The following is a 16,498-nucleotide window of genomic DNA, read 5'->3' as shown; positions in this document are numbered from 1 at the left end:
GCTCGAGGCTCGAGGCTCGAAGTATTCTCGTTGTGACGATATGTATCTTAGCCCTCTGTGCAAACTATTCAGGGGAAAAGCACGATAACAGAGAAGCAAAGTGTCTGTTGAATCTGACCCTGTTTATCAACATTCTCTATATTGCAATTAGGGGCGTACTTGCTCATACCAAAGGAACGAATTCGAACTATTACCTGATATCAGATATTCATAAATTGTCTTTCGTTATCATGACAATCACAATTGTTAGCCTCGCATTTTCAGTGTTTTGGATCTTAACTGATCGTTTGTTGAAGCAGACCTATCGTTCATCGATCACTGATGAACAAACCGGCCTTTATAACCGTAGAGGCCTAGCAGAACTGATACCCAAGCTTGTTCAACCAGGCCGAGAGAGTGACATTTCTGTACTGATTGCCGACCTAGATCACTTCAAAAAAATTAATGATACCTATGGTCATGACAAGGGAGATGATGTGATTAAGCACTTTGGTCAAATTCTTGAAGATACATGCCGCACAAGCGATTTCTGTTTTCGCTATGGTGGAGAAGAGTTTGTTGTCATGTTACCTAGAGCGAATAAAGTTCAAGCAATGCAGATAGCTGAAAGAATAAGAAACCACGCAAAACACAACTCCAATCAAGAGCTCTCTTCTGGCACGTATACTGTCAGCATTGGAGTGACTCAAGCCCTCATAAACGATGACTGGAATTCATTAATTAAAAGAGCGGATAACGCCCTCTACGACGCAAAATCTCAAGGGCGCGATTGCATTGTTGAGCGTTAAGGCGAGTTGTAAAACAGTGTAAATATTCTTCCATCACAAAACATGTTGGCTAAGATTCAAGAAGTTAAACACACACAACCAGTAAGGTTAGCAAGGATGCGCTTTTTCGGTTTGTTTTAGCGATAGCATTATTGGCGTAACTCCCTTAAAGCGACTCTAGAACTTCCCGCCATTTACCCATTCTGCTTTTGGTGGCACGGGCTCTTGGTTTACCCATATCTCTTTAATTTGACCTCCCTCAACTCGGAATAGATCAAAACGCGCAACCTCGAGACCATTATCAATAACTCGGCTGTAAGCTGCTACGAAGTTACCTTGACCGACAATCTTGAACACTTGGTCATAGCCACCAATATAGCTATCTAAAGGGCTCACATCTGAGGCTTGATAAACGGCTAGCTCTTCGTGCTGGAGATACTTTGATAGCTTGTCTTTCTGCCCTAGTACCATGACATCACATAAAAAATCACGGATAAGGTTCTTATTCTCCTCTGTTTTATCTAAGTCAGTATGATTGATTGGCCCTTGCAGTCGACCTTCCCCTTCCGTCGGTTGAGCTTCGAAGGCAGAAATCACATCCCAATGTTCAATAATTTTATCGTCATTATCGGTATCGAATAGATCCGTAGTCACCCACTTATATTCGCCATTATTAATATCTTGGAATGCTTGAACAAACACGAATTGGCCATCGACGATTGAACGTATGATCTTTATGTCTCTAACAGGGCAGCGTTTTAAGAACGGTTCGAAGAACTCAACAAAACCATCAATACCGTTGCGAACCCCAGTGCTATGTTGAGTATAACGTTGACCGGTGTACTTCGTTACCGCCTCTAATGCATGACCATCTCGGATACCTTCCATATACAGATTAGTCGCATTCGCTAGCTTATTGCTCATAGATAGTTTCTCCAAACTTAATAGTGCCAAAGTACGTTATTTGGCTCGTACACTGAAACTCAGAACTAGATTGTCTCAGGTGTCCTTTTAACTGTCGGATTGTTGAATAGGCTCTTCGCGTCGCTATTCAAAACCAAGTTAAGCTCGATATACGTCTACAGCATATCGAGCCTTTACAACCTAATTGGTCACTGTGGTTACTGTTTGGCGTGATAAGCTTTAGATACTGCGTAGCTATCCTCAAACCAGTTCCAACTCTTCACTTTGCCATCTTCAACCTGAACTCGAACCGCCCAGCTGAATTTACCCGTGTCTACACCAGATTCATTCGCAATGGCACTCATGCTGCCCATGAATACTGCTCGGTCGCCGTTTACAAAACTATAGTCTGTTGACCAGCTTGTGACTTTCAAACCTGCGCCAAATAGAGGAAAGAAAGTGTTGAGCACTTTTTCTTTTGACTCCCAGTTACCGATCCAAGGGATGTCGGCGTCACCTTCGTTGTGCCAGACAAAATCATCGGCCATTAATGACTCGAGTTTTGCCATATCACCTGAGCCTGCCGCCCATAAGAATGCTTGAGCCGTTTCTAGTGTCTTTGCTGAATCGACTGCTTTTGTTTCATCTGCAAGGGCTGGAGTGAATTGAAAGAAAGCCAGAAGACTCGCTAGACCGATAAGTAGATTTTTCTTTAACATTTTCTTTCTCCTGATTGTCAATTTTGAAGCTCAATGCGTGGGAGATTAAAAGTGCCATCAGTGCATGCTTTGAACTTCAGTTCTGTTTGTTGCCTTGTTGAGATAACTATAGCTGTGCTAAATTTTTGGTAAACTCACTAATTGAACACGTTGGATATGCGCAAATGCACAACATAAGATGGGATGACCTGCAATATGTTCTAACAGTGGCGAATGAAGGATCCCTGTCGGCCGCGGCAAGAGCACTTGGTGTAAACCACAGCACCGTTTTACGTCGTATTGACACCTTTGAGTATCGTCACAAATTACGAATTTTCCATAAACTTCCTACCGGATACAAACTAACGGTTGAAGGGCAAAAGCTTCTGGAGTCAGCTCTCGCTATCGAATCCACAGTAAGAGAATTGGAGCACAAGGTTTTTGGACAGGAATTGAAGCTAGAAGGTACGCTAAGAATAACGACGACCGATGCGTTATCTCGCCTCATTCTGGGTACTCATTTGGCTGCTTTTCATCGGCTTTATCCAAAAATTCAGTTAGAACTCAGCCTCACATCTCGTCAATTGGATATTTCACACCTAGATGCAGATATCGCGATTCGCCCGGCAAATGAGTTGCCAGCCCATTTAGTTGGGACCAAGTTAAGTAAAATTGCCTTTGGTGTTTACGGATCGCCAGAATATATAAATGGCCTTAAGAGTAAGCACCCCTTAAAGTCTGCATCTTGGTTAATGATGCATAGAGGCAGTGCTTCGCTACAGGTTTCTGAACTGATTTCGGAAGACAAAATTGTCATGAAAGCCGACTCTTTTGAGCCCCTGATCATCGCGGCTGAAAATCAGATGGGGTTAGCCTACTTACCCTGCTTTTTAGGTAACAGTAAGGGAACTCTGCAAAGAGTAGATATGGAAGTGATGCACCAAAATACAGACCTATGGATGATGACTCATAAAGATTTAGAAGATTCAGCCAAAGTAAAAGCATTTTTTAATTTTATGAAAGGCGCAATCAAATCAGACCATAATCGGTTGGCCGGATTTGATTATTAGAGAACGAGTGCCGGCTCTTCACCATTAGACTTACGAACAAAATGACACAAAGCCCACAGCACAAACAAAGTCACAGTCAGCTCCCAAGCGCGTAGGAAGGTACTTTCCAACCCCAAATTACTACTGGTCATGTACAACTGAATCGGCAGCATGGTCGCTAATAACGCATCGGCATGAACGTCTCTGGCTGAACCTTTCGCTTTGGCCATTGATGCGGTGATCATAAAGGCAAATAAACCCAACACTATGGTGTAGTAACCGAATGTAGACTGATGCCCTGCCATCAACAAGGTGAACACCGCGGCTACTGCACAGCCGCCTACTTGAGTTTGAAAACGGCGGTCAACCACGTCGATAAAGCTTTTGTGTGTGGTTTGGGTTGCAGCAGCAATCACTGGCACCATGCAGAACGTTGCAGAGATGATGTCGACAATCATCAAGAATGCCAAACCAAGACCAATCAACGCGAGTGAAATTGCTCTGTTCTCAAATATGACAGGCTGTTCTTTAAATACAGGAGGCTTGCTTCCTTGCTCAACAGGGAACAGAGCCACCATGGTTTTTGCTACTACCATGGTAATCAACATGGATACCAAAATTTCATGAATACGCATCGGCATATCCATGGTGGTATGCTGAGCAAACACCACAATCAAAATCCAGTTGAAGGTTGGCATCAACATTTTACCTTTCTTCGCTGGCGTAGTGGCTCGACGACGCATAAAGTCGAAGAAGAACAGGCTGATGGTCCACACCACAAACGGATGCTGTGAAAATACCTCAGTCACCACCAACGCTGTACTTGCTGCCAATAAAGTGGGTGCCAAGGTACGGATCAGACCAAGCCAAGAGTAATCTTTATTCTTGGTCATGATGATGGTTGGATACAACGCCAGATAAACGGGAGAGTCTAGGTTTAGTAGCTTTCCCAACACCATACAAATCGTCACAGTAAGTGCGACGCGCAGCGCTTCATTACGTTGAGACTGACCCTGTGCAGTGTTTTCGAATGTCCACATAGTCATCTCCTACTAATAGATGTAGCGAAATGTTGAAACCAAGTGAATCCAAGCCGAGCCAATAACGTGCATTATTGGGTTACCGCTTTCAACAATCACACTCGCTCGTGAACCTGAGATCATCGAAGGATCCAGTTCGTTAACTGTAATGCGGGTACGTACTTTCTGTTGCTCACGGATCCAACGCGTATCATTAGTCACGCTAGACAGCTTGCCATTGGCATTATTGGTGTCGTAAATCGCACGCTCTTGGCTACTCACTTCACCCGTAAAGACTTTGCCCGGTAGCGCATCAAAAGAGACCAAAACTTCGCGGCCATTAGTAAGCTTATCAATGCCTTTCTCATTGAAGTCTGCACTGATCCACGCATGAGCTTCGTCCACCAGCAGCAATGATGAAGTGCCTTGAGTGATATAACTGCCCGATTGCAATTGTAAGTTGGTCACGACACCTTCCGTTTGCGCGACGACTTGAGTGTGGCCTAAATCCAGTTCCGCACTGGCAAGTTTTGCTTCTGCTAATTCAATGGCCGCTGTGCGATCTTGGGTCGATAACTCAACCTCAATGCGTTTCACTTCCGCGTTCGCAGCTTCAACCGCACTACTCGCAACTTGTGTATTGGTGATTGCATCATCAAGATCTTGTTCAGTCGCAAGCCCTTTGTTACGCAGTTTTTGGTTACGTGCGAGTTTCTGTTTCGCGTTGTGATATTCGAATTCTCGTTGGCTTTGTGTTTGTTTCGCTGCTGCTAATTGCTGCCATTTCGCTGAGTCAGAATCACGCGCTTGATGCAGTTCGGCTTGCGCTTGTGCCACTTTCAATTGGTAGCTACTGGCATCGATAGCAAATAATGGTTGACCTTTTTCAACCAACTCGCCATTACTAACCATGACGTCGGTAATTACGCCGGACACTTCTGGCGCAATGGTCGCGACGTTACGATACAAAGTCGCTTGAGTGGTAAAAGGGGAAACATTATCTGAGGTGACTAAAAAAGCGGAGAACAATGCTGCCGCTGAAAAAACAGTGTAAATCGCGTATCTATAAAAGTTTTCGTTCATGCTTGTACCTAGTTTTCATTCGTTATAAAGCGCCGCGCTCACGGCTTATTCGATTCTCTTTTCTACGAAAACTAGGTTATAACCATTCACAAGTGGAAAACAGAGCCAATAAAAGAAGTGAGGATTCCACATTTGGAAAGGTTGATGATTTGTACCGATTTCGCTCAATGGTTGAACGAAAAGGTCAGATAAGGGTGTATTGAAACGTTCGCATTCAGTTCCTCCCCTTTCCTTCCCAGCGTTCAATAAGAGATTGAAGAAGTAAGACCACCCGACTTCATTCCATTGGATTGCTTAATTTTCGCTAGCTTCTTATGGTTAAAATGCCTATTGTACAAACCATAAAATTATAAAGACTCGCGGCCTTTGCCACAGAGACTCTCCATTTAAAGCGAAAAGACTTACTATGAATTTTGATATCAATGCACTGAAACACCACCAACTGGTCGAAGATGGTCAATTAGAAGGGTATTACATTCATCAGCCTGTGCAAGGCAGTCAACCAGATGACAAAGCCGTTTTAGAAGAGCGCCAAGCGCTGGAAAGCCAAGGATATAAGGTGGTTCAGGTTAAAGCGAAAGGCGGAACAACTACGTTTGCCGAGGCTATGCAAGAACTTGCGAAGAAGACAGGCCACCAGCCTAAATAGTAAGTGACTTGGTAAACCAATATGATCATCGAGAAAGCACCCTACCGACTATTGAGTCAGCTGGGTGCTTTTTTATTGACGGCCTTTAACTGACTAATCTTGTTAACTGACCTAAGTTACTGACTCAGCTGACTGAACTTCGGCAAGCTTTTCACAAACTTCTGGTGTACATCCATATAAGTTTGCATATAGATTTCATCGATATTGTCACCACTCGGGAAGCTGGATGAGAAATCTACGTGGTTGCGGTCAATCGACAATTTAGCCGCCTCGACAATATGAGCAATGAACATTCGAGGATCTTCCAAGCCGATAGAGATACGCATTGTCGTCGGTTTGATACCGGCTTCATTGAGCGCTTCATCACTGAGTTCTGAGTGCGTAGTCAGTGCTGGACACAGCGCCACTGTATTGGTTTGCCCTAAACTTACTTGCATGCCGATAGCGGGCTCAAGCATGTCGAAGAACTGTTTGAAGCCATCTCGATTGATTGGCGCACGGTCGCCATTGCCTTCCATATCGATAGTGAAAAGCGCCGCTGGTAGCCCCAAGTACATGTTGTTCTGGCAGTGTTCATAGTTATCACTATCTGGCAAAGCAGGACACGACACATTGATGTCTGGGTGAGCATCAAAGATCTTCGCGAGAGTCAGTGTATTAATCGTTTTTTGCACCACTCGCATCTCATACGTTTTCATACCATTGAGCACTTCAAACGCTTTATCTGCATCTAGGAATGCACCCTTAATGTAGTACACATTCCAAAACAGCGTTTCGTTCCATAGGATTTTGGCCTCATCACCGTTGGGCTTGGTGAAAGTGACCTCCTCTCCTTTTGGCACAAACATAGTCTCATTGCGACCAATCACAACCCCAGCAGTTGTGGTGCCAGAACCCGCCAGTTCTTTGGTGTAGGAGTGAATCACATAATCTGGTCTTTCCATCACATCGTCACGTTTTAGTACTGGGTGCAACAATGGTGTACCCACTGTTGAGTCAACAATCACATCCCAACCACGAGAGTGACCAGCTTTACTGATGCTAGCAACATCCAACACGTATCCATGCGGGTTACACGGTGACTCTAGGTAAACGTAGATTTTCTTACCTGCAGCGATGCGATCTGCGTATTTATCAGCAACCTCATCAAGGCGCGTCGCAAACTCATCACCGGAGTAACCATCCACCCACTCTACCGCGACATTCAGATTAGAAGGTTTTCCAAACCAATCTTCCAACAGCTGGTAAGAACCACCGTAGATATTGCGTGAAGCCAAAACAATGTCTTCATGCCCGAGCAAGTGGCTCAACAACCCATCAATAGCCGCCATACCCGAGTTAAAGTTCCATGCGAGGTATTCGTTGGCTCTAGAGCCTGCCTCGATATCAACCATATGGTTAGCCAGTGAAATCGATGTAGGGTTAAGCAGTCGAGAATATATATCGTGCAACGGCTCTTTACCGTTAAACGCATCTTCAATCCATTCTGTACACGCAAACAAATAGGTCGCGGTACGTGTAATCACAGGGCTTGCAGAAAATATAGCAGCGACATTATCGAAAATTGGATACGCACCTTTAGACGCAAAATTACCATTATTGGTGGCAATAGACTGGTAAGTGGCGCGCATTGGGTTTTGCAGATTATCGAGGATCTTAGCGATCTGGAATGACAAAAAACGTTTGGCGTTAAACCAAGCGATTCGGTCACTTTTATCGAGCTCTGAAAGTCCATCAACCGTCAATGCCCAAAGATCGTGTGTCTTGGTATTGGCTTGGTACAGTGTCGTCGCCAGTTCAATCAGCGTGATGCCGTAATCGCTATTTGGGTCGATACCAAAATGCTTTGCTTGCTCAACGGCAAGAGCTTCTGCTTGTTCGTGTTTGGTGGTTTTACGCAGCGGGCTAAGTTGAGTTGAAGTATTCATAATTCCTAAGTCATTCCATGCTTGTTGTTCCTTCTTTAATTTTAGTTTTGGGCAGATGTTAAAAATTGCTATTTGCGAAGTAAGACATACACTTTGAGCAATAATATTGCCAAACTAAATTCAATATTGATGGATTATGCCAATGGACGAGATCGACAAGAAAATACTGGCTGAACTGCAGAGCAACGCTCGGCTCACCAATCAAGAGTTGGCCGATCGAGTGGCGCTGTCGCCCTCTCCTTGCTTACGTCGAGTTCGAGCATTAGAGAAACAGGGGATTATTCGCGGCTATCACGCCAGTGTCGACCAAGAAGCATGTGGCTTACCTGTGAATGTGTTTGTGTTGGTGAAACTTGAAAAGCCGACAGAAGAGAACATGAGAGACTTTGAACAGCACATCGAAGTGATTGACGAGGTGTTAGAGTGCTTTCTAATGACGGGCAATCACGACTACCTATTGCATGTAGTCAGTGAATCACTCAAAATCTACGAGCAGTTCATCCGTAAACAACTAACCCGCCTACCCAATATAGCTTCTATTGAATCCAGCTTCGCCTTCGGTCAGGTAAAAACAAAAACTAAATTGCCAGTGAGATAATTAGTAAGACTTAGTTAGGCGTAGCAAAAGGCATTGGATAATCATCTCTAATCATACATACAAGTGCGTCCCCCAAACCCCAATATTCATCCCCCCGCTACTTCGCGGACATAACCACTTACATCAACGTTGTGTTGAATCGCTTCGTAAAACAAACCAAAGCGATGGGAATCGATTCGAAGTGATCGTTTTATCGGACTGTCATCTAATTTTTGTACTTTGATATAACAAATAGCTCAAAAGATACTGAGCGATCGTTCAATTACAATGAAATTTCCACTATAGTTGATTGGTCAAACAACTCACAACAAGGAAAAGTTATGAATCCAAATACCGAATCGCAATCAACGCCGACTCGATCTATCCCTCAAGAAGCATTTGATTGGTACGACGAATATGCACACGGCCTGATTGATCGCAGAGAGTTTATGGCTCGTCTATCTGGGCTAGCTGTACTTGGCTTAACCATGACGACGCTAACTTCTGCACTGATTCCTAATTATGCGCAGGCAGAGCAAGTCTCTTTCAATGACCCTTCCATCAAAGCAACCTACGAGAAGTTTCCTTCACCTAAAGGACACGGCGAAGGCTATGGTTACTTGGTTGTACCCAAAGAGTTAGAGGGCAATGCGCCTGTTGTATTGGTCATTCATGAAAATAGAGGCCTCAATCCATACATAAAGGATGTGGCAAGACGACTCGCAGCGGCGGGGTTTATTGCGTTTGCACCTGATGCACTCTATTCGCTTGGCGGGTATCCAGGTAATGATGATGAAGGTCGAACGATGCAGAAGTCGCTATCAAAAGAGAAAATCGAAGAAGACTTTATCGCAGCGGCAAACTTCTTGAAGTCCCATGAAAAAAGTAACGGTAAGCTAGGCGCAGTCGGTTTCTGCTTCGGTGGCTATATCGTGAATATGTTGGCCGCTGTCATGCCAGAGCAACTCGATGCAGGCGTTCCATTTTATGGTACTCCTGCCGCACCAGATTTAAGAAAAAATGTAAAAGGCCCCTTGCTCATCCAATTTGCGGGAATCGATAAACGCGTGAATGCGACTTGGCCAGATTATGAAGCCGAACTCAAAGAGAACGAAGCAGACTACACAGCTTACATCTATGACGGCGTGAACCATGGCTTCCATAACGATTCAACTGGCCGCTATGCTGAAGAAGAAGCAGAGTTAGCTTGGAAACGTACACTTGAGTTCTTTAACCAAAAGCTTTCTTAATAGTTAGCTTTACTGAACCCGTTTTCTTTAGATTCCGAGTGACTGCCCTATTCCCTACAAAACCCAAAAGGCCTCGCACTCGCGAGGCCTTTGTTGGTCGGTAATCAGTTCCTCCCTTTTCCCATTACCAACAATAGGTTTGAGATGTAAACCAAGGGGGTTAGAAGGGGATTGTCGGTCGAGTCTCACGTACAGAAGCCTCGTTGATTCACTGACTTAACCGCTCATCAATGTAACTTCGCTTCAAACAAACCTATTGACCCGATCGCGCAAATAGATAACATAGATAGCTAGACGTCTACATGTCTTTTATTTATTAAATGGAGTTATCATGAACAGCTACAAAAAAATCACAGCATCCCTGTTGGCATTAGCTTTCGTATTCGGTGTAACAGGATGTGGAAAAAAAGACGAGGCTGTCATCAAGATTGGGGCGACAGTTGGCCCACATGCACAAGTTGTACAAGCTGTTGCCAAAGAAGCAGCAAAGCAAGGGATAAACATTGAACTCGTCGAGTTCTCAGACTATATCACCCCTAACGCAGCATTAGATGATGGAAGTATCCAACTGAACAGTTACCAGCATCAGCCATTCCTCGATAACTTTAATGCCAATCACGATAGCCAGTTAGTTTCTATCGGACGTTCAATTTTGATGCGTATGGGCGTTTACTCGAACAAGTACACTTCGCTTGATTCTATTCCCGAAAACGCTCGAATCGCGATTCCAAACGATCCAACGAATGGCGGGCGTGGACTATTACTGCTTGAAGATGCAGGGCTGATCTCATTAAAAGACAACGCTGGTTTCAACGCGTCTTTAAACGATATTGTTAGCAACCCGAAGAACATTCGATTTGTTGAAGTGGATGCCGCGCAGCTACCCCGCTCTCTTGACGATGTAGATGCTGCTGCAATCACCATGAACTATGTAATGTCGGCTGGACTCGACCCTAAGAAACAAGGCATTTACTTAGAGAAAAAAGACGCACCTTTAGCAGTGATGGTTGTTGCGGCGCGAGAAGAAGACAAAAATAATGAAACGTATAAAAAGATTATCTCAATTTACCACTCACAAGAGATCAATGACTTTTTAGACAGCACTTTCAAAGGCACCATCGAAGCCGCAAATTAAGCTAAATCGTTTCAGATTTGGCGTTGCATGATACTCATAAAGCAACGCCAGATTTGAGTTGGCGGGTTGTCGTTGACGCATTCCAGCTTCTTTTCAAATTAGAGAGCAAAGCTTTAGTTACTTGAATGGAGGTTGAAAACCATATCGTCAGAGCAGATTATGTAAGCATAAAATTCAATTAAATCTGGGGGCTTTGCATGAAAAAAGAAGTGATACTTTTTGATATAAACGAAACGGTTTTAAATTTGGAGTCATTACAGCCTAAATTTAAAGCGGTGTTTGGAAAGGAGGATGCATTATCACTTTGGTTTTCAAAGCTTTTACACTCTTCAACGGTTTGCATCGCAACAAACGTAAAATCTACTTTTTCTGAATTAGCGAATGCAGCGCTCAACGCTATTGCACTACGGTACAAGTGTGATTTAACGGCGGAAAGCAAAGGTGCCTTGTTAACTTCTTTTGCCAATCTACCACCGCACACAGATATCAAAGCGTCTTTGCTCAAATTGCGCGAGAACGGGTTTAAAACCGTCGCTTTTTCCAACTCATCCCTCGATCTCATCACTTCTCAAATCAAGAACTCAGGCTTAGAAGATTATTTCGACACCGTCATTTCCGTTGAAGAAACAGGCAGTTTCAAACCCAATTCAGATGTGTATAACTTTGCAGCCGAAACTTTAAAAGAGCCTGTCAAAAACCTTCGTCTTGTCGCTACTCATGATTGGGACACTCATGGTGCGCTATCCGCTGGCTTACAAGCAGCCTATATAGACCGAACAGGAGTTGAGTATCATTCCTTGTATTTGAAACCGGAGATTAGCTCAAGGACGATGAATGGTGTGGTGGAACAAATAATTAAGCACAATTTAGACAAGTAAAATCTCAAGAGACTTTTCTACTCCTGATTCGATACAACCACCCTGTAGTGGTCAACAAATTCCGGACACTGACTTAACCGCTTTGATCAACCTTGTGTTGAACTGCTCTGGTTATAGAGACGCTGTCGGTTACCTAAAAACTGCAGTTACCTAGCAACAAATATAAGCTAGCAACAAATATAAGCTAGAAACTACTGTAAGAATGAGGAACGCGTTTGTCTTCATCCCAGCCTAATAACTCAATATTGGTCAATAACTTGCGCTTCTCGTTACACAGTGAAGCGATATTGATGATAGGCAGTTGGCTACGAAACTGCGCGGTAAGTATTACCTTTTTACTTTCACTCAGGCTGCTTCGACATTGCGCCAAAACCGCTTCAGTATCTAGTTGGTGTGCGTTCTCGATAATTTGGATATCAGCATTCTCTTGATAGCAATCTATCAACCAAGATACAGCAGGCTCTTCTATGCTGGTGAGCACGATGACATCTTTTGTTGTGACCAATTCTTTGAGTTCAGATAGTTTGAGTTCAGTTTCCATAAATACCCTCATTCAGCTGAAAATACATTAAAGTCGGTTGCCCAGTTTAGCCTGTGCCAAATGGTAACCTCTGTCTATCATCTCTTGTGAGCGATCGAACTCTAAGGTGCCACAAGCATTACGTGGGATCTCAAGCGTAATATCGGCGGGATAAGCGGCCAGCTTCTGGCGAGCAATGGTCGATTGCATCGCATCAAACGCTTGGTTGGCAATGTCGTAAGCAGCAAAATTGAAGCTCATTTTACTTTTTACACTGTTACCGAGATTATCGATAAAGTGAACAACCTTCTCATGCAGGTTACTCTCTTTTGTTGGTAGGGAAACCGGTATCACTTCCTGTTGAAGCATTTCGGGTTCACCACCTAAGTTCACAGCCAGAGTAAAGTCTGTCTTATCACTAAAGGTAGGCGCAATCGGTACGGGATTGAGCACTCCGCCATCAATCAGCACTTCACCATTAATGACATGTGGAGTGAAGAACAGTGGCAAAGAGATGGAGGCGCGAATGGCATCAAACAGAGAACCGGATTGCAGCCAAACCTCTTTTTCTTCGGCGACGTTGGCAGCAACTGCGGTATAAGGGATAGGCAGATCTTCAATTGAAATCTCGCCGATCAGCCCACGCAGTGTGTCGATGATCTTGTCCCCTTTGAACATACCACTCGACTGCCATGAAAAGTCCAACAACATCGCCATATCACCTTGATCGATACTGGTGACCCACTCTTCAAATTCATCCAACTTGCCCGCAGCGTAGACACCACCGATAAGTGCGCCAATTGAACAGCCAGAAATGGATTTTATCTGATAGCCATGCTCAATTAACCAGCGGATGACTCCAACGTGAACCAAGCCTCTTGCGCCACCACTGCCAAGTACCAATGAGATCGTTTTTGCCATCATATTAATCCTTTAGTTTTAAATTCTAGGTGGGCTAACTCGCCGATTTACCAATTCGCCGATCTCAACTCACTGAATCACTCTCAGTCCATACGGGTAATGAAGGTTTGCTCGTCATCGACAAAAGCCACGTAGTCGCCGTGATAGATAAAAACCCGACCACGCCCTTCAACGATACACGCAAGCTGTGGGTTCAAATCTTCTTCAATATCTCTACTTTGAAAAGTGCCGGTATCGGTGATCACACCGCGGAGTTTAGGCAAAAATCCATAACTGCGTTTGGCTTGATCAATCAGGCTCAACTCGCTGGCGGTAGAAAAGCAAGCTGGGATTGGGCCTGCATCTTCGATAAACATAGTTTTCAGTTCTTCAAAGGCTGTAATTACCAGCCAGTCGATGCCATTTACGTGATGGATAAACATTGTTTATAAATACCTAGTTTCTCGATAACTCTAATGCGGAGATTCTATCACTATCAAGTGCAGAACGTGGGAGAAATTAAGGGACTACAAATAATCAGACACATACTATCTACAGGGTCTAATACTAGTCGTCCGACTCTACGACTAATGTCTAACCGACTGAGTCTATTTGTTTTTTTTGGTTTGGTATAAGGTACTAACAACTAAATGCTAATGAGTTTTTAATTATAAGTTGACGCATTGTTTGCGCTTCATACCGTGAGTCAACAACGTTTGTTGGAATAACACACCTAAGAGTGTGAACGAAAGGAATCAAAATGAGCACTACTTTAGAGTCCGCACATATACAAACAGAGAAGCCTCAAGCCAATGAGGATGAACTCACCTATGAACAACAACATAAACCAAGCTCAGAGTTTGAATCCCGAGAACAGTATCTAGAACACGAATTGCAAATCATGTCGCCTAAGCGCTGGCGTCCAAATTTGCCGTTTAAAGATTATCGATTTGAGATAGAAGACACCATCCCAGCGATGGCGGCGACCATTGGTAAAGTGGTTATGGTGGGCGCGATTGCAGCCACCTTTGCTGGGGCTCTCGGATTAAATGAAGACTTCATTCTAGAAAACGTTCGTTATGAACTGCTCATCGCCTCTGTTTTCATTATTATTTTCTCTGGCTTTTTATTGCCGACTGCAAACCTCGCAGGGACCCACGGCCCACTTATCCCTTTGATTCCGATTGTGGTTGCAGCAGGTGGACACCCGATGGCGTTTGGCCTGTTGATTGGCGCTTTTGGCCTCATCTTAGCCATCAGTAAAGGTGGCAGCATGTTGGCCAACCTCACCAGTAAAGGCGTGTGTGGCGGCTTATTGCTCTACCTCGGCTTTGTTGGAACCGCCTCTCAAGTGAAAAAGCTTTTCGCTTGGGCTGAAGGAATCGGTATGAGCCACATTGCTTTTGTCGTGATCTTTTGCACCATCATTTTGTACGCATTATTGGAACATTTCCGTGAGCGTTGGCTAGCTGTCCCTCTTAGCTGCTTGCTAGGCGGTACGATTGCATTTGCCATGGGTGCCCCATTCGCTTTCCACACTGAGCCAGGCTTACCTAACATGAACCCTATGTATTGGTGGGGAGAAGATACAGGCTGGATGCTTGGCTTACCGACGATTGAACACTTCATGGTGGTATTGCCGTTTGCGATTCTAGCCGTAGCGATGTGGTCACCGGATTTCTTAGGGCATCAAGTATTCCAAAAGATCAGCTACCCAGAACGTACCGAAAAAGTACACATGAACATCGACGACACCATGACCACGGCATCAATTCGTCAAACGTTCGGTTCTCTGCTTGGCGGTACTAACTTTACGTCTTCATGGGGGACTTATATCGTACCGGCTGCGATTGCTAAACGTCCTATTCCTGCCGGCGCTTTGCTCACGGCTCTGTTCTGTATTATCGCTGCTGTTTGGGGCTACCCGATGGATTTAGCTATCTGGCAACCTGTACTGTGTGTGGCGCTGATTGTTGGGGTATTTGTGCCATTGCTAGAAGCTGGAATGGAAATGACGCGTGAAGGAAAAACCACACAGTCGGCAGCGATTGTTGTGTTCTCTTCAGCGCTCGTTAACCCAGCATTTGGTTGGGCTCTCACCATGCTGTTGGATAACTTAGGCTTAGTCGGTTGTAAAGAACGTAGTAGTGAACTGAGTAAAATGAGCCGCTGGGTGTTGCCTGGCACTATGTTTATTGTGCTAAGTGGCGTAATGGCGTTGGTTGGCCTTCTACCGGGCATACCGGCGATTATCCCAAGCTTTCGTTAAGCTCGATTAATATTTAGTTTTAGTAAGAACGCAAAAAGGCCTCGCACACGCGAGGCCTTGTTTTATCTGAGTATCAACGAGCGAACAGCGAAGAAATTTACGATGGTAAACCAAATTAACTAGAGAGCCATTCATCCAACACTTTGATGAATTTAGGGTTGATGAGATAACCGATGGAAGCATGCGGATTGCTTTTTCCGTTGCGAATATTGAGGTTATAAACTGGATGGATATCTTTCATTCCGCCGGGTATCAGATCCAGTTTGAGCATATCCTTAAAGTCATTTCTAATTTTGCTGTCATGAGAGATAAAATCATCTTCTGCCGATATGTTTATCCATTGCTGAATGTTTAAAGGATACTTCTTCTCATCTTTCAAACGGCTCCCTTTTAGCCTATCTTTTACGTTTTCGTCTCCTAATGGTGAACCAAGAGTCAGCAATAAGTTGACCTTCTTGTCCGCGCCATAGTCGTGTCTATACTCTCCGTAATGAGACAGCTTCCACAACACGTCATAACTGATCATAGACCCAAGACTGTGCGACACAATCATCACATCATCCTGATTATCGAGCGCTTCCTTGAGTTCAACCATTAGCCTATGCCTGACATCGCTGCCAAAATAGGTATCTTCATTCCAATAATGCGCCATGTCCGGCGCGACCTTCGTTATGAGTGTCTCAGCCACACCCAGCTTTCCAAATAGCGATGAAAAAGTATCTGCTAACGCCTCTTTTAGAAAACCAATTTTAGATACCTTGTTATACGTTGTTTTATTGAACTGGCTTGTCTTGTACTTTTTGAGTTCAGACAGAGCTTGCTGTCGACTTGCAGGGTCTTCCGTTGGTTTATCTAACAAATAAGGATTAAGGT

Annotated in this window: 17 protein-coding genes; 8 read left to right on the top strand and 9 right to left on the bottom strand. The window is 44.2% G+C overall.

Going from position 1 to position 16,498, the window contains the following annotated elements:
• Window positions 1-788 (top strand): GGDEF domain-containing protein (locus tag AB4307_RS16110; protein ID WP_372132513.1); only part of this gene is annotated, 788 nt, incomplete at its 5' end.
• 156 nt (window positions 789-944) lie between these two features.
• Here AB4307_RS16110 and AB4307_RS16105 read toward each other — a convergent pair.
• A complete protein-coding gene (locus AB4307_RS16105; protein WP_017059089.1) occupies window positions 945-1,691 on the bottom strand; it encodes a nuclear transport factor 2 family protein in 747 nt (248 codons plus the stop codon).
• A gap of 197 nt (window positions 1,692-1,888) precedes the next feature.
• On the bottom strand, window positions 1,889-2,389 hold the full coding sequence (locus AB4307_RS16100) for a nuclear transport factor 2 family protein (RefSeq protein WP_372132510.1): 501 nt from the start codon (window positions 2,387-2,389) through the stop codon (window positions 1,889-1,891).
• A 164-nt stretch (window positions 2,390-2,553) separates the two neighbouring features.
• Between AB4307_RS16100 and AB4307_RS16095 the strand changes: the two genes are divergently transcribed.
• On the top strand, window positions 2,554-3,438 hold the full coding sequence (locus AB4307_RS16095) for a LysR family transcriptional regulator (protein ID WP_017059087.1): 885 nt from the start codon (window positions 2,554-2,556) through the stop codon (window positions 3,436-3,438).
• On the opposite strand, the gene AB4307_RS16090 is transcribed toward AB4307_RS16095, so the two are convergent.
• Both AB4307_RS16090 and AB4307_RS16085 read right to left on the bottom strand, forming a co-directional pair.
• Window positions 3,435-4,457, bottom strand: a complete 1,023-nt coding sequence (locus AB4307_RS16090; protein WP_372132507.1) for a DUF2955 domain-containing protein — start codon at window positions 4,455-4,457, stop codon at window positions 3,435-3,437. The two genes, AB4307_RS16095 and AB4307_RS16090, sit on opposite strands and share 4 nt — an antisense overlap.
• A gap of 12 nt (window positions 4,458-4,469) precedes the next feature.
• Window positions 4,470-5,519: an HlyD family secretion protein gene (locus AB4307_RS16085; RefSeq protein ID WP_102428604.1), complete on the bottom strand. Its 1,050-nt coding sequence runs from the start codon at window positions 5,517-5,519 to the stop codon at window positions 4,470-4,472.
• 406 nt (window positions 5,520-5,925) lie between these two features.
• Here AB4307_RS16085 and AB4307_RS16080 point away from each other — a divergent pair, with 406 nt between their 5' ends.
• Window positions 5,926-6,168 carry a hypothetical protein gene (locus AB4307_RS16080; RefSeq protein WP_017059085.1) on the top strand — a complete coding sequence of 81 codons (243 nt, stop codon included), beginning with the start codon at window positions 5,926-5,928 and terminating at the stop codon, window positions 6,166-6,168.
• Window positions 6,169-6,284: 116 nt separating this feature from the next.
• Here the strand turns inward: AB4307_RS16080 and AB4307_RS16075 are convergent, their stop codons facing one another.
• Entirely contained in the window at window positions 6,285-8,096 is a 1,812-nt protein-coding gene (locus AB4307_RS16075; RefSeq protein ID WP_102394669.1) for a PLP-dependent transferase, read from the bottom strand.
• Window positions 8,097-8,238: 142 nt separating this feature from the next.
• Between AB4307_RS16075 and AB4307_RS16070 the strand changes: the two genes are divergently transcribed.
• From AB4307_RS16070 to AB4307_RS16055, 4 genes are all read left to right on the top strand, one after another.
• Window positions 8,239-8,694: an Lrp/AsnC family transcriptional regulator gene (locus tag AB4307_RS16070; protein WP_372132504.1), complete on the top strand. Its 456-nt coding sequence runs from the start codon at window positions 8,239-8,241 to the stop codon at window positions 8,692-8,694.
• Between the two features lie 320 nt (window positions 8,695-9,014).
• Window positions 9,015-9,923, top strand: coding sequence for a dienelactone hydrolase family protein (locus tag AB4307_RS16065; protein WP_017059076.1), 909 nt, complete (start codon window positions 9,015-9,017; stop codon window positions 9,921-9,923).
• A 331-nt stretch (window positions 9,924-10,254) separates the two neighbouring features.
• A complete protein-coding gene (locus tag AB4307_RS16060) occupies window positions 10,255-11,058 on the top strand; it encodes a MetQ/NlpA family ABC transporter substrate-binding protein (RefSeq protein WP_017059075.1) in 804 nt (267 codons plus the stop codon).
• Window positions 11,059-11,255: 197 nt separating this feature from the next.
• On the top strand, window positions 11,256-11,936 hold the full coding sequence (locus AB4307_RS16055) for a haloacid dehalogenase type II (RefSeq protein ID WP_372132501.1): 681 nt from the start codon (window positions 11,256-11,258) through the stop codon (window positions 11,934-11,936).
• Between the two features lie 184 nt (window positions 11,937-12,120).
• Here AB4307_RS16055 and AB4307_RS16050 read toward each other — a convergent pair whose 3' ends face one another.
• The 3 genes from AB4307_RS16050 to AB4307_RS16040 form a co-directional block, all read right to left on the bottom strand.
• The gene (locus AB4307_RS16050) at window positions 12,121-12,489 is read right to left on the bottom strand and encodes a hypothetical protein (RefSeq protein ID WP_372132498.1); all 369 of its coding nucleotides are present in this window, start codon (window positions 12,487-12,489) and stop codon (window positions 12,121-12,123) included.
• Window positions 12,490-12,504: 15 nt separating this feature from the next.
• Window positions 12,505-13,377 carry a patatin-like phospholipase family protein gene (locus tag AB4307_RS16045; RefSeq protein WP_372132534.1) on the bottom strand — a complete coding sequence of 291 codons (873 nt, stop codon included), beginning with the start codon at window positions 13,375-13,377 and terminating at the stop codon, window positions 12,505-12,507.
• Window positions 13,378-13,460: 83 nt separating this feature from the next.
• Window positions 13,461-13,799: a hypothetical protein gene (locus tag AB4307_RS16040; RefSeq protein ID WP_017059071.1), complete on the bottom strand. Its 339-nt coding sequence runs from the start codon at window positions 13,797-13,799 to the stop codon at window positions 13,461-13,463.
• 317 nt (window positions 13,800-14,116) lie between these two features.
• Between AB4307_RS16040 and AB4307_RS16035 the strand changes: the two genes are divergently transcribed.
• The gene (locus AB4307_RS16035; protein WP_372132495.1) at window positions 14,117-15,625 is read left to right on the top strand and encodes a DUF3360 domain-containing protein; all 1,509 of its coding nucleotides are present in this window, start codon (window positions 14,117-14,119) and stop codon (window positions 15,623-15,625) included.
• Window positions 15,626-15,740: 115 nt separating this feature from the next.
• On the opposite strand, the gene AB4307_RS16030 is transcribed toward AB4307_RS16035, so the two are convergent.
• Window positions 15,741-16,498, bottom strand: a 758-nt coding sequence (locus tag AB4307_RS16030; protein WP_372132492.1) for a hypothetical protein, incomplete at its 5' end; no start/stop codon positions are given.

Source organism: Vibrio sp. 10N.261.52.C2, assembly GCF_041471425.1.
Lineage (GTDB): Bacteria > Pseudomonadota > Gammaproteobacteria > Enterobacterales > Vibrionaceae > Vibrio > Vibrio crassostreae_C.
The sequence above is the reverse complement of the archived record's forward strand: the minus strand, read 5'-3'. Positions and strand labels throughout refer to the sequence as shown.

Excerpts from the sequence above, each read along its gene's own strand:
- AB4307_RS16070 (WP_372132504.1), top strand. The coding sequence starts at position 8,239 with ATGGACGAGATCGACAAGAAAATACTGGCTGAACTGCAGAGCAACGCT.
- AB4307_RS16080 (WP_017059085.1), top strand. The coding sequence starts at position 5,926 with ATGAATTTTGATATCAATGCACTGAAACACCACCAACTGGTCGAAGAT.
- AB4307_RS16095 (WP_017059087.1), top strand. The coding sequence starts at position 2,554 with ATGCACAACATAAGATGGGATGACCTGCAATATGTTCTAACAGTGGCG.
- AB4307_RS16035 (WP_372132495.1), top strand. The coding sequence starts at position 14,117 with ATGAGCACTACTTTAGAGTCCGCACATATACAAACAGAGAAGCCTCAA.
- AB4307_RS16085 (WP_102428604.1), bottom strand. The coding sequence starts at position 5,519 with ATGAACGAAAACTTTTATAGATACGCGATTTACACTGTTTTTTCAGCG.
- AB4307_RS16065 (WP_017059076.1), top strand. The coding sequence starts at position 9,015 with ATGAATCCAAATACCGAATCGCAATCAACGCCGACTCGATCTATCCCT.
- AB4307_RS16045 (WP_372132534.1), bottom strand. The coding sequence starts at position 13,377 with ATGGCAAAAACGATCTCATTGGTACTTGGCAGTGGTGGCGCAAGAGGC.
- AB4307_RS16050 (WP_372132498.1), bottom strand. The coding sequence starts at position 12,489 with ATGAGGGTATTTATGGAAACTGAACTCAAACTATCTGAACTCAAAGAA.
- AB4307_RS16105 (WP_017059089.1), bottom strand. The coding sequence starts at position 1,691 with ATGAGCAATAAGCTAGCGAATGCGACTAATCTGTATATGGAAGGTATC.
- AB4307_RS16100 (WP_372132510.1), bottom strand. The coding sequence starts at position 2,389 with ATGTTAAAGAAAAATCTACTTATCGGTCTAGCGAGTCTTCTGGCTTTC.
- AB4307_RS16060 (WP_017059075.1), top strand. The coding sequence starts at position 10,255 with ATGAACAGCTACAAAAAAATCACAGCATCCCTGTTGGCATTAGCTTTC.
- AB4307_RS16090 (WP_372132507.1), bottom strand. The coding sequence starts at position 4,457 with ATGTGGACATTCGAAAACACTGCACAGGGTCAGTCTCAACGTAATGAA.
- AB4307_RS16055 (WP_372132501.1), top strand. The coding sequence starts at position 11,256 with ATGAAAAAAGAAGTGATACTTTTTGATATAAACGAAACGGTTTTAAAT.
- AB4307_RS16040 (WP_017059071.1), bottom strand. The coding sequence starts at position 13,799 with ATGTTTATCCATCACGTAAATGGCATCGACTGGCTGGTAATTACAGCC.
- AB4307_RS16075 (WP_102394669.1), bottom strand. The coding sequence starts at position 8,096 with ATGAATACTTCAACTCAACTTAGCCCGCTGCGTAAAACCACCAAACAC.